We start from the raw sequence: 12,490 nt of genomic DNA on the forward strand, positions 1-12,490 counted from the left end.
CGGCGATGACCATCGAACGCGTGCCGCTGCATCCCGCCAACCGGGCACCGCTGGCGCCCGAGTTCCCCTGGCCGGAGGGCCACAAGGCGGCGATGTTCCTCTCGGTCGACGTCGATGCCGAGACCGCCTGGACCTGCAAGGACCCGGCCCGGTTCAGCGAACTGGTGACAATGTCCTTCGGCGGCTACGAGGCGCGCGTCGGCGTGCCGAAGCTGCTGGAACTGCTGCGCCAGGAATCGCTGCGCGCCACCTTCTTCGTCACCGGCTGGTCGGTCGAGGCGCATCCCGCCATGGCCGAGGCGATCCTGCGCGACGGCCACGAGATCGCCCATCACGGCTTCCACCACCTGATGCCGCAGCCGGGCGACCCGATGCTGGTCGAGGAGATCGACCGCGGCCTGGAGGTGCTGAAGCGCCGGCTCGGCGTGGTGCCGGTCGGCTACCGCGCGCCGCTCGGCGAAAGCTGCGAGGAATTGCGGGTGCTGCTGAAGCAGCGCGGCCTGATCTATTCCTCGTCCTGGCGCGACGACGTGCGGCCCTACCGGCATTTGCTGGATGACGGCACGCCCGGGCTGATCGAGCTGCCGGTGACGATGACCTATGACGACTGGCTCTATGGCCTGTCGCATCGCTACAGCCCGCGGCCGATGTTCCCGCGCGAACACGTGCTCTCGCTCTGGCAGGACGAGCTGGCGGAAACCCGCGACTGGGGCGGCATGGTGACCACGGTGCTGCACCCGCAGGTCAGCGGCCGGCCGATGCGGCTGCGGCTGCTGCGGTCGTTCCTGCGGCACACCCGCGAATACGGTGACGTCTGGATCGCCACCGGCCAGGAGATCGCGGCGCATTTCGCCACCTGCGAGGCAAAGGCGGGCTGAATCATTGCTGTCACAGGCCCTGCGGGTGTCCCGCCCGCAGGGGCCACTTGTTTGCTGAAGGATCCCGGAATGTCTCTCTCCCGACGTTCGCTGCTGCGTGCCGCCTCGGCGGCGCCGCTGCTCTCCCTGCCCGGCATCGCCCGCGCGCAGTCGCAGACGACATTGCGGTTCATTCCGGTGATCGACCTGACCTTCCTCGATCCGATCTACTCGACGGCGCAGGTGTCGCGGAACCATGGCTACATGGTCTACGACACGCTGTACGGCATGAACTCCGCGCTGGAGGTGTCCCCGCAGATGGTGGAGGGGCATGTCGTCAGCAATGACGGCAGGCAATGGGACCTCACTTTGCGCGAGGGGTTGCTCTGGCATGACGGCGAGAAGGTGCTGGCGCGCGATTGCGTCGCCAGCATCCGACGCTGGGGCAGGCGCGACGGCTTCGGCGCCGAGCTGCTGGCCGCCACCGACGAATTGTCCGCCCCCGACGACCGCACCATCCGCTTCCGCCTGAAGCGGCCCTTCCCGCTGCTGCCGATGGCGCTCGGCAAGGCCGCCATCCAGGCGGCGTTCATGATGCCCGAGCGCCTGGCCGCGCAGGATCCCTACAAGCCGCTGACCGAGGTCGTCGGCAGCGGCCCGTTCCGCTTCGTCGCCGATGAGCGCGTGCAGGGCGCGCGCAACGTCTATGCCCGCTTCGACCGCTACCGCCCGCGCCCGACCGGCAAGCCCGACTGGACGGCAGGGCCGAAGCTGGTTCATTACGACCGTGTCGTCTGGACCACCATGCCGGATGCCGCTACCGGCGCCGCCGCGGTGCAGACCGGCGAGCAGGACTGGCAGGAAACCACGCCGCACGACCTGCTGCCCATCCTGAAGAAGGCGAAGGGCGTCAGCACCCGGGTGCTCGACCCGCGTGGCTTCGCCTGCATGATGCGGGTGAACCACCTGCAGCCGCCCTTCAACAACCCGGCCATCCGCCGCGCCCTGTTCGGCGCCATCGACCAGAGCGCCTTCATGACCGCCGTGGCCGGCGACGATCCCGTCTACCAGACCACGCCGATCGGCTATTTCGGCCCCGGCACGCCGATGGCGAACGATGTCGGGCTCGAGGTCTTCCGCGGCCGGCGCGACCTGACCAAGGTGAAGGCGGCGCTGCAGGCAGCCGGCTATGCCGGCGAGAAGGTGGTGCTGCTGGTGCCGGCCAATTCGCTGGCACAGAAGCCGCTCGGCGACGTCGCCTTCGACCTGCTGCAGCAGGCGGGCATGAATGTCGAATACGCCGCCATGGATTTCGGCAGCGTGCAGCAGCGCCAGCAGAAGCAGGGGCCGGTGAGCGAAGGCGGCTGGAGCGCCGGCGTCGGCAACTGGCAGGGCATCGACTGGCTCAACCCGGCCGGCAACGCCAATCTGCGCGGCGACGGCAATTCCCCGGGCTGGTACCGCAGCGAGAAGATGGGCGAGTTGCGGGCGCAATGGCTGGCCGCCCCCACCCTCGCCGAGCAGCAGCGCGTCTGCCGCGAGGTCCAGAAGCTGGCCTTCGAGGAAGTGCCCTACTACCCGATCGGCCTCTACAAGCAGCCAACCGCCCATCGCAGCGCCATCACCGGCATCATGAACGGCACCGCCGTGTTCTGGAACGTGCGGCCGGCATGACCAGCACCGCCATCTTCGGCAGCTACGTGCTCGGGCGCGATGCTGCCGGCCGGCAGGAGGTTTTGGCCGATCGCTGGGTGCTGCTGGAAGGCAACCGCATCGCCGCGGTGACGAGCGGGCGCCCGGCGGCGGACCAGGTCTTCGACCAGCCAGGCCGGTTCGTGTTGCCCGGCCTGCTCAACCTGCACAATCACTGCTTCAGCGAGGCGGTGGCGCGCAGTCATGCCGAGGACGGCGCCGGGCGCAGCGCCAATCGCAGCATCATCTATACCGTGCTGCTGCCGCTCACCCGGTCAGGCATTGCTCTCCTGACTGAAGAAGAGCGGCTCGCCATCGCCCGGCTCGGCGTGCTGCAACTGCTGAAGGGCGGCGCCACCACGGTGATGGAGCCGTTCCGCAACGGCATCCCGGAAATGTTCGCCGCCGCCGAGGAAATGGGGCTGCGCTTCTACGGCGCGCCCTACCTGTTCTCCACCGCCGATGCCAAGGCCGGCACGGACGGGGTGGTGCGCTACGCGGGCGATGACGGCGCGGCCGATCTGGCCGCCTGGAACGCGTTGCACGCGCGCTGGCACGGAAAGGGCGACGGACGCATCGGCGTCGCCATGAGCCCGCACGCCACCGACACCTGCGGCCCCGACCTGCTGCGCGCCTGTGCCGCGCGGGCGCGGGAACTGGGGGTGCCGATCACCATCCACCTCGCCCAGAGCGACGCCGAGGTCGCCACCATCAAGGCCCGGTACGATGGGCGCACCCCGGCGGAATATCTGGACTGGCTCGGCCTGCTGGCGCCCGATCTGCTGGCGGCGCATTGCGTCGCCTCGACCGATGACGATTTGCGACTGATGGCCGCGCGCGATGCCACGGTGCTGAATTGCCCGCGCGTCTTCACCCGCACCGGCCGCACCGCCGCCTTCGCCCGTTTCGCCGGCCATGGCGTGCGCACGCTGGTGGCAACCGATGGCTACAACATGGACCTGCTCGGCGAGATCAACGCCGCCGCCATCATCTCCAAGGTGACGGCGGCGCGCTCGGATGTCGCCACCGCGCCCGAATTGATCGACGCGGTGACGACCTCGGCGGCGGCGGCGATCCGGCGGCCCGATCTTGGCGTGGTGGCGGCCGGCGCGACCGCCGACCTGACCGTGGTCGATCTGACCCATCCGCACCTGCAGCCGCTGTTCGATCCGCGCCGTGCGTTGGTGTCGCTGGCCAACCGCGCCAATGTCGACATGGTGGTGGTGGACGGGCGCGTGCTGGTCGGCGGCGGACGCTATCTGCATGCCGACGAGGCGGACATCACCGGTGCCGGCGTCGCCGCGGTGAAGAAAATCTGGGACCTGCCGGAAGCCCGCGCCGCCTTCGGCCAGCCCGGAGCCTGAGCCAGGATGTTTGCCTACGTCCTCCGGCGGCTGCTCGCCACCATCCCGATCATGGCGATCGTCGCCTTCGTGGTGTTCAGCCTGCTCTACCTGGCGCCCGGCGACCCGGCGGCGATCATCGCCGGCGAGCATGCGGGGCCGGAGGACGTCGCGCGCATCCGCGCCAGCCTCGGGCTCGACCGGCCCTTCCTGCTGCGCTTCCTGGAATGGAGCTGGCAGGTCTGCCACGGGGACCTCGGCACCTCGATCTTCACCAACCAGCCGGTGCTGCACCTGATCGGCCAGCGGCTGGAACCGACGGTTTCGCTGCTGGTGCTGACCCTGCTGATCGCCCTGGCCGTCGCCATCCCGCTCGGCGTGATGGCGGCCTGGAAGCACGGCTCGCTGCTCGACCGCGGCGCCATGGCGGTTTCCGTGCTGGGCTTCTCGGTGCCGGTCTTCGTGGTCGGCTATGTGCTGTCCTATGTCTTCGCGCTGGAACTCGACTGGGTGCCGGTGCAGGGCTTCACCCCGATCCGCGAGGGCGTGGGGCCGTTCCTGCACCGGCTGATCCTGCCGGCGGCGACGCTGGGTCTGGTCTACGTCGCCCTGATCGCCCGCATCACCCGGGCCACCATGCTGGACGTGCTCGGCCAGGACTTCATCCGCACCGCGCGGGCCAAGGGGCTGGCGCAGGGCCGGGTGCTGTTCCTGCATGCGCTGAAGAACGCCGCCGTGCCCATCGTCACCATCGTCGGCATCGGCTTCGCCTCGCTGATCGGCGGCGCGGTGGTCACCGAGAGCGTCTTCGCCATTCCCGGCCTGGGCCGGCTCACCGTCGATGCGATCATGGCGCGCGATTATCCGGTGATCCAGGGCATCGTGCTGCTGTTCAGCTTCGCCTATGTGCTGATCAACCTCGTGGTGGACCTGCTCTACACCGTGTTTGATCCGAGGATCCGCTATTGAGCGCCTCTGACACGCTGCCGGATCTCTGGCCGCCGGTGCGCCGGCGCGGGCCGGTGCTGACCTTCGTGCGGCGCCATCCTACCATCGTGCTGGGGCTTGCCCTGTTGGCGCTGCTGGGGACGATCGCCGTCTTCGCGCCATATCTCGGCACCATCGATCCGACGAAGCTGTCGCCGGCGCGGCGCACCCGCCCGCCCTCGGCGGATTTCTGGTTCGGCACCGACATGCTCGGCCGCGACCTCTATTCGCGGGTGATCTACGGCACGCGGGTGTCACTGGTCGTCGGTTTCTCCGTGGCGATCCTCTCCTCGGTCATCGGCCTCGCCCTCGGGCTGGTTTCAGGCTTCGTGCGCCAGCTCGACGCCGTGGTCATGCGCTTCATGGACGGGCTGATGTCCATCCCCTCGATCCTGCTGGCAGTGGCGCTGATGGCGCTGACCCGGGCCTCGGTGGAGAACGTGATCCTCGCCATCACCGTGACCGAGGTGCCGCGCGTCGCCCGGCTGGTGCGCGGCGTGGTGCTGTCATTGCGCGAGCGCGCCTATGTCGAGGCGGCGGTCGCCGCCGGCACCCGCCCGCTGGTGATCATGTACCGCCACATCCTGCCCAACACGCTGGCACCGCTGATGGTGCAGATGACCTATGTCTGCGCCGCCGCCATGCTGATCGAGGCGACACTCAGCTTCATCGGCGCCGGCACGCCACCGACCGTGCCCTCCTGGGGCAACATCATGGCCGAGGGCCGCGGGCTCTGGCAGGTGAAGCCCTATATCGTGTTCTTCCCGGCGGTGTTCCTCAGCGTCGCCGTGCTGGCCGTCAACCTGCTGGGCGACGGGCTGCGCGACGCCCTCGACCCCCGCCTCGCGCAGAAGCTCTGAGCCATGGCCTTGCTCGAACTCGACCAGGTGCAGGTGCAGTTCCGGACGCCGGGGGGCATCGTGCGCGCGGTCTCGGGTCTGTCCTTCCAGGTCGATGCCGGCGAGACCGTGGCCGTGGTGGGCGAATCCGGCTGCGGCAAGTCCGTGACTTCGCTGGCGGTGCTGCGGCTGCTGCCGGAGCCGCTGGCCCGCATGGCGGGCGCGATCCGCTTCGACGGGCGTGATCTGCTGGCGGCCTCGGAAGCCGAGATGCGGCGACTGCGCGGCAACGACATCAGCATGATCTTCCAGGAACCGATGACCAGCCTGAACCCGGTGATGACCATCGGCCGGCAGATCGGCGAGACGCTGCGCGTGCATCAGCGCCTGTCGCGCACGGCGGTGGCGGCGCGCACGCTGGAGATGCTGGCGCTGGTCGGCATCCCGGAGCCGCAGCGCCGCGCCGGCGCCTATCCGCACCAGTTGTCGGGGGGAATGCGCCAGCGGGTGATGATCGCCATGGCGCTGGCCTGCGGCCCACGGCTGCTGATCGCCGACGAGCCGACCACGGCGCTGGACGTGACCATCCAGGCGCAGATCCTCGACCTGATGCGCGACCTGAAGACCCGGCTCGGCTCGGCGATCGTGCTGATCACGCATGACCTGGGCGTGGTGGCCGACATGGCCCAGCGCGTCGTCGTCATGTACGCCGGGCGCAAGGTGGAGGAGGCGGATGTGCGCGCCATCTTCGCCCGACCGCTGCACCCTTATACGCAGGGGCTGCTGGCGGCGCTGCCGCGTCCGGGCGCCGGGCAGGACCGGCTGGCGGAAATTCCCGGGCAGGTGCCTTCGCTGCGCCAGCGGATCGACGGGTGCGCCTTTGCCGGGCGCTGCTCCCGGGCCAGCGATGTCTGCCGCCAGGTGGCTCCGGCCTGCGTGGAGGAGGCAACCGGTCATTTCGTCGCCTGCCATCATGCGGCGCAGGTGGCGGCATGAGCGCCCCCCAGGCTCCGTTGCTGCAGGTCACCGGGCTGCGGAAATACTTCCCGGCCGGGCGCCGTTCGCTGTGGGGGCCGGCCTGCCATGTCCACGCGGTGGACGGCGTCAGCTTCTCGCTCGACCGCGGCGAGACCCTGTCCATCGTCGGCGAAAGCGGCTGCGGCAAGTCCACGGTGGGACGCAGCATCCTGCGGCTGACGCCCCCCACCGGCGGCGAGGTGCGGCTGGACGGCGAGCGCATCGACCATCTTTCCGCCGCCCGCCTGCGCCCCTTGCGCCGGCGCATGCAGATGGTGTTCCAGGACCCGTTCAGCAGCCTCAATCCGCGCCTGACGGTGCGCGACATCATTGCCGAGCCGATCGTCAATTTCGGCCTCGCGCGCCATCGCGGCGAGCTGGACGAGCGGGTGGCGCGGCTGCTCGACACGGTGCGCCTGCCGCGCGACGCGGCCGAGCGGCGGCCGCACGAATTCTCCGGCGGCCAGCGCCAGCGCATCGGCATCGCCCGCGCCCTCGCCCCGGGGGCGGAACTGATTGTCTGCGACGAAGCCGTCTCCGCGCTCGACGTTTCGGTCAAGGCGCAGATCGTCAACCTGCTCCGCGACCTGCAGGACGAGCTGGGCCTGTCGCTGCTGTTCATCAGCCACGACCTCGCGGTGGTGGAGCACCTCACCCACCGGGTGGCGGTGATGTATCTGGGCCGGATTGTCGAGATGGCGAGCCGCGACACCCTGTTCGCAACGCCCCGCCATCCCTACACCCGGGCATTGCTGTCGGCCGTGCCGGTGCCGGACCCGCTGGCCGCGCGCCGGCGGGTCGTGCTGTCGGGCGACGTGCCGAGCCCGATCGACCTGCCCGCCGGCTGCCGCTTCCGTGGCCGCTGCCCGCAGGCCATCGCGCGCTGCGCGACCGAGGACCCGGTCTTGCGCCCGGCCGGTCCGGCGGGGCATCTGGTCGCCTGTCATCTGGCAGGGGCAGACGACGCCCCGGCCGGGTAAAACGCCTCAACGCCTTCGCGGGAGTCCTGGATGCGGCTGTCCTGTCTGCCTGGAGTGGTTCTGGCGCTGGCCATGGCCGGCGGGGCGACACGGGCCGTCGCCCAGGCCCCCGCCCCCACCCCCTCCTCCGTCCGGCCGGTGCCGGCGTTCCCGTCCGTCACCGGAACTGTGGTCGCGCCCGCGCCGCCCAGGCCGCAACCGGGAGCACTCAGCATGACGGTGCGAATGAACGGCCGCCTGACCGCCATCAGTGGGGTCGGGTCGTCATCCGGCAGCGGGCGATGAGGGCATCATCCACCTTGTCCATGGCTTGATCACGACACCCAGTTCATCACAAATACGCAACATCTCCGCGATGTCGGCGACGCGTCGGGCAATCACTCCGAGCAGGGGTGAGCATTCGATCGGCGCCGGAATAAAGCGACATTCTGTGGACGCACTGCCGTGATCGATACCTGGCTGAGCCTGGAACCCCGCGCCATCCTTTTCATCCTGGCGTTTGGCTACGTCGCCTCGGCGGCATTCTTCCACTGGATCTCATTTCATGGCCCCATTCATGCCTGGGTCGTCAGCTTTCGCGGCGTCGTCGCGCCGTTCTTCGGCAGCGTCGCGGTCCTGTTCGCCCTGCTGACCGGCTTCGTCGCCCGCGACGTCTGGAAGCGGAATGCCGACGCCGCCAAGCTGGTGGCCGGCGAGCATCACGCCCTGGTTTCCTTGTACGACGTCGCCCAGGCCGCCGGCCTGGCCGATGCGGCGTTGCGGATCCGCATCCGCGACTACGCGCAATCGGTCGTCGACGAGGAATGGCCGCGCATGGCCGAGGGCAACGGCTCCCCCGAGCCGAGCCCGACGCTGCAGGCGCTGCTGCGGGAAACCCTCGATCCCCGCTTCGCCGCCGCCGGCCCGCTGGTGCAGCGCACCGCCGTCGACCTCGTGCTCAAGGAGCACGCGCTGCGCTCGGAACGCCTGGCGCTGAGTGCCGCCCGCACCGAGGAACTGAAATGGGCGGTCGTGCTGGCGCTCTCGGTGCTGACCCAGCTCGCGATCGCGCTGGTGCACCTGGAGAAGTCACGCGCCCAGCTCGCCGCCCTGTCGGTGTTCTCGGCCGCCGCCTTCGTGGCGCTCGGCCTGATCGCGATCCAGGAGAACCCCTACGAATCGCCCCTGCAGGTGCCGGCGACGGCGATCGAGCAGGTGCTGGACTTCGTCCCCGGCGCGCCGGGGTTCGCGCAGAAATCTCCCTGAATTCCCGCCACGGCGGCGCTCAGGCCGCCGCCACCGCGCGGAAATCCTTGATGTCGCGGAAGGTCAGGTCGGGGTTCAGATCGGCGGTGCGGCGCATCATGAAGGCCGAACTGGCCAGGTACACCGGGTCGCCGTCCACATCCTCGGCCATCGAGCTGCGCTGCTCGGCCAGGAACTTCTCCAGCACCGCCTTCTCCCCGGAGATCCAGCGCGCCAGTTGGAATGGCGGCGCCTCGTAGCCGATCTTCACGCCGTACTCCGCCCCCAGCCGCGCCTGCAGCACATCGAGCTGCAGCGTGCCGACCACGCCGACGATGGCCGGGCTGCCATCCATCGGGCGGAACAACTGCACCACCCCCTCCTCGGCCAGCTCCTGCAGCGCCTGGCGCAGCTTCTTGGCCTTCATCGCGTCATCGAGCCGCACCCGGCGCAGGATCTCCGGCGCGAAATAGGGCACGCCCACGAAGTTCAGGTCCTCGTTCTCACTCAGCGTGTCGCCGATGCGCAACGTGCCGTGGTTGGGAATGCCCACCACGTCGCCGGCGAAGGCTTCCTCGGCCAGGGCGCGGTCGCGGGCGAAGAAGAACTGCGGCGCATGCAGCGGGATCAGCTTGCCGGTACGCACCTGCTTCAGCCGCATCCCCCGCGCCAGCCGCCCGGAGCAGACGCGCGCGAAGGCGATACGGTCGCGGTGGTTGGGGTCCATGTTGGCCTGGATCTTGAACACCAGCGCGGTCAGCCCCTCCTCGGTGGCCTCGACCACGCGGGTATCGGCCGGCTGGGCGCGCGGGCGCGGCCCGTACTCGGCCAGCCCGTTCAGCAGGTCAGCGACCCCGATCTCCTTGATGGCGCTGCCGAAATAAACCGGCGTCAGGTGCCCCTCCATGAACGACGCCACATCGAACTCCGGCAGCGCCGCGCGCACCAGCTCGATCTCTTCGTCCAGTTGGGCGAAGCGCGGGTCGGACTGCGCCAGCTCGGCGGTCAGGTGGTACTCGCGCTTGCGCAGGTCATAGGTGCCGACGAACTCGGCCGCCCGCCCCACCGGCCAGGTCACCGGCGCGGTGTCCAGCGCCAGGGAAGACGACACCTCGTCGAGCAGGGCAAAGGGATCCTGGCTCTCGCGGTCCATCTTGTTGATGAAGGTCAGGATCGGGATGTCGCGCAGGCGGCAGATCTCGAACAGCTTGCGGGTGCGCGCCTCGATGCCCTTGGCCGCGTCGATCACCATCACCGCGGCGTCGACCGCGGTCAGGGTGCGGTAGGTGTCTTCCGAGAAATCCTCGTGGCCGGGCGTGTCCAGCAGGTTGAACACGCAACCCGCGTGCTCGAAGGTCATCACCGAGGTCACCACGGAGATCCCGCGGTCGCGCTCGATCGCCATCCAGTCGGAGCGCGTCTTGCGCTGCTCGCGCTTGGCGCGAACATTGCCGGCGAGCTGGATCGCCCCGCCGGTGCGCAGCAGGCGCTCGGTCAGCGTGGTCTTGCCGGCATCGGGGTGCGAGATGATCGCAAACGTGCGGCGGCGGGAAATCTCGGAGATGGAGTCGCTCATGAGGGCGGACATATAGCGACCCAGGGCGCCCCCGTCAGGTCGCCCGCATCAGGTCGGATGCGAGAAATCCGGCGGACGCTTCTCGAAGAAGGCGGCCACCGCCTCCCGGATCTCGGCCGAGCGCAGCCGGGCGGCGAACAGCGCCGCCTCCTCCTCCAGCCGCGCCGCCGGGGTGGCACTGTCCGATTTCAGCAGCGCCTTGGTCGCCCGCACCGCCTCCGGCGCCCGCGCCGCCAGCGCGACGGTCAGCGCCCGCGCGGCCGGCAGCAGCTCGGCCACCGGTACCACCCGGTTGACCAGCCCCATGGCCTGGGCGGCGGCGGCGTCGAAAGGCTCGCCCAGCAACAGCAGCTCGGCGGCCCGGTGATAGCCGGCCAGCCGCGGCAGCAGCAGCGAGCTCGCCGCCTCCGGCACCAGGCCGAGCTTGACGAAAGGCAACTGGAACCGGGCATTGGCCGCGGCGACCACCAGGTCGCAATGCAGCAGCAGCGTGGTGCCGATGCCGACCGCCGGCCCCTCCACCGCCGCGACCAGCACCTTGGCGGCGCCGGCCACGGCGCGCAGGAACCGGAACGCCGGCCAGTCCGCGCCATCCGCCGGCGGTTCCTGCAGGAAATCCTTGAGGTCGTTGCCGGCGGTGAACACCCCGCCATTGCCCCGGAACAGCACCACCCGCACCGCCGGATCGGCCTCGGCCGCCTGCAGCGCATCCGCCAGGGCAGTGTACATCGCAGTGGTGATGGCGTTGCGCTTGTCCGGACGGTCCAGGACGATCTCCAGGACCGCGTCGTGCTGCTCGACGGCGATATGGGCCATGGCACGCCTCCGCTGCTGGCCCGCCATTCTCGGCCAGCTTGCGGCGCGCGTCACCTATTGCGGCGGCAATTGCGCGGCCAGCCGCCGCCCCATCAGCCAGCCGATCACCGCGCCGCAGGGCGCCGCCGGCAACAGCAGCAGCCAGCCGACATTGGCGCCGCTGGTGATCAGGACCATGCCGGCGAACAGCATCAGCCCGCCGATCAGGGCACCGGACACCCCGGCGGAGATGCCGAGCATGAGAATGTCGCCACGGGAGATCATGCCCGGCAGGTAACCTGTCGCGCGGCGTTTGACAAGCCGGGGACCCCCGGCCTATACGCCCCGCCTCCTGCCGGGAAAGAGGACACGCCGTCCGGGCGTGCGCCCGCCCGTGCCCATGCCATCGGGCGCGGGACTACCGGTGCAACAAGCCGCCACGATCCCGCAAAACGGGGAACGAGCGGCGCCGCGAAGAAAGGGCCGCGCGCAATGACCAAGCGCGTCGAGAGTAAGTACAAGATTAACCGCCGCCTCGGCGTCAACCTGTGGGGCCGGCCCAAGTCCCCGCTCGCCAAGCGCGATTACGGCCCCGGCCAGCACGGCCAGCGCCGCAAGGGCAAGCCCACCGACTTCGGCGTCCAGCTGATGGCCAAGCAGAAGCTGAAGGGCTACTACGGCAATATCGGCGAGAAGCAGTTCCGGAAGTACTATTTCGAGGCGGTCCGCCGCAAGGGCGACACCTCGGAGAACCTGATCGACCTGCTGGAGCGCCGGCTCGACGCCGTGGTCTACCGGATGAAGTTCGCCATCACCCCGTTCGCGGCCCGGCAGTTCGTCAACCATGGCCACATCCTGGTCAATGGCCGTCGGCTGAACATCCCGAGCTACAGCGTTCGCGACAACGACGTGATCGAGGTCCGCGAGAAGTCCAAGCAGCTCGCCGTGGTGCTCGACGCCGCCCAGAGCTCCGAACGCGACGTGCCGGAATATATCGAGGTCGACCACCGCGCCATGAAGGGGCGGTTCGTGCGCTCGCCGAAGCTTTCCGACGTGCCGTACCCGGTGCAGATGGAACCGAACCTCGTGGTCGAGTTCTACTCGCGCTGACCTGTTCCGGGGCGCTGCCCCGGACCCTGCCAGGAGGCTTTGCCTCCTGGACCTCCACCAAGGGCCGCAA

General features: G+C 69.6%; 12 protein-coding genes. 9 read left to right on the top strand and 3 right to left on the bottom strand.

The annotated features are described in order from the left end of the window. Positions 1 to 5: 5 nt before the first annotated feature. The 8 genes from NBY65_RS27510 to NBY65_RS27545 all read left to right on the top strand — a co-directional run bounded on the left by NBY65_RS27510 (position 6) and on the right by NBY65_RS27545 (position 8,960). The gene (locus NBY65_RS27510; RefSeq protein WP_239002626.1) at positions 6 to 878 is read left to right on the top strand and encodes a polysaccharide deacetylase family protein; all 873 of its coding nucleotides are present in this window, start codon (positions 6 to 8) and stop codon (positions 876 to 878) included. A gap of 69 nt (positions 879 to 947) precedes the next feature. Beyond that, complete coding sequence (locus NBY65_RS27515; RefSeq protein WP_150038759.1) at positions 948 to 2,531, top strand: ABC transporter substrate-binding protein; 1,584 nt, start codon at positions 948 to 950, stop codon at positions 2,529 to 2,531. Further along, positions 2,528 to 3,913: an amidohydrolase family protein gene (locus NBY65_RS27520; protein WP_150038761.1), complete on the top strand. Its 1,386-nt coding sequence runs from the start codon at positions 2,528 to 2,530 to the stop codon at positions 3,911 to 3,913. Before NBY65_RS27515 ends, NBY65_RS27520 begins: the two co-directional genes overlap by 4 nt. 6 nt (positions 3,914 to 3,919) lie before the next feature. Further along, positions 3,920 to 4,861: an ABC transporter permease gene (locus NBY65_RS27525; protein WP_150038763.1), complete on the top strand. Its 942-nt coding sequence runs from the start codon at positions 3,920 to 3,922 to the stop codon at positions 4,859 to 4,861. Next, positions 4,858 to 5,739 carry an ABC transporter permease gene (locus tag NBY65_RS27530; RefSeq protein ID WP_239002627.1) on the top strand — a complete coding sequence of 294 codons (882 nt, stop codon included), beginning with the start codon at positions 4,858 to 4,860 and terminating at the stop codon, positions 5,737 to 5,739. The genes NBY65_RS27525 and NBY65_RS27530 overlap by 4 nt, the downstream gene beginning before the upstream one ends. A 3-nt stretch (positions 5,740 to 5,742) precedes the next feature. Next, a complete protein-coding gene (locus NBY65_RS27535) occupies positions 5,743 to 6,714 on the top strand; it encodes an ABC transporter ATP-binding protein (RefSeq protein WP_150038765.1) in 972 nt (323 codons plus the stop codon). Next, the gene (locus NBY65_RS27540; RefSeq protein ID WP_150038768.1) at positions 6,711 to 7,715 is read left to right on the top strand and encodes an ABC transporter ATP-binding protein; all 1,005 of its coding nucleotides are present in this window, start codon (positions 6,711 to 6,713) and stop codon (positions 7,713 to 7,715) included. Before NBY65_RS27535 ends, NBY65_RS27540 begins: the two co-directional genes overlap by 4 nt. Before the next feature lie 444 nt (positions 7,716 to 8,159). Beyond that, complete coding sequence (locus NBY65_RS27545) at positions 8,160 to 8,960, top strand: bestrophin-like domain (protein WP_150038770.1); 801 nt, start codon at positions 8,160 to 8,162, stop codon at positions 8,958 to 8,960. Positions 8,961 to 8,979: 19 nt separating this feature from the next. On the opposite strand, the gene NBY65_RS27550 is transcribed toward NBY65_RS27545, so the two are convergent. Genes NBY65_RS27550 through NBY65_RS27560 form a run of 3 tightly spaced genes read right to left on the bottom strand, consistent with a single transcriptional unit; the run spans position 8,980 to position 11,595 of the window. Beyond that, a complete protein-coding gene (locus tag NBY65_RS27550; protein WP_239002628.1) occupies positions 8,980 to 10,515 on the bottom strand; it encodes a peptide chain release factor 3 in 1,536 nt (511 codons plus the stop codon). A 48-nt stretch (positions 10,516 to 10,563) separates the two neighbouring features. Then, the gene (locus NBY65_RS27555; protein WP_150038774.1) at positions 10,564 to 11,331 is read right to left on the bottom strand and encodes an enoyl-CoA hydratase; all 768 of its coding nucleotides are present in this window, start codon (positions 11,329 to 11,331) and stop codon (positions 10,564 to 10,566) included. 54 nt (positions 11,332 to 11,385) lie between these two features. Beyond that, on the bottom strand, positions 11,386 to 11,595 hold the full coding sequence (locus tag NBY65_RS27560; RefSeq protein WP_150038776.1) for a hypothetical protein: 210 nt from the start codon (positions 11,593 to 11,595) through the stop codon (positions 11,386 to 11,388). A 207-nt stretch (positions 11,596 to 11,802) separates the two neighbouring features. Here NBY65_RS27560 and rpsD point away from each other — a divergent pair, with 207 nt between their 5' ends. Next, positions 11,803 to 12,420 (top strand): 30S ribosomal protein S4, encoded by a 618-nt coding sequence (gene rpsD / locus NBY65_RS27565; protein WP_150038778.1) that lies wholly within the window; start codon positions 11,803 to 11,805, stop codon positions 12,418 to 12,420. The last annotated feature ends 70 nt before the right edge of the window (positions 12,421 to 12,490 follow it).

This window comes from Rhodovastum atsumiense, from assembly GCF_937425535.1.
Classification (GTDB): Bacteria; Pseudomonadota; Alphaproteobacteria; order Acetobacterales; family Acetobacteraceae; genus Rhodovastum; species Rhodovastum atsumiense.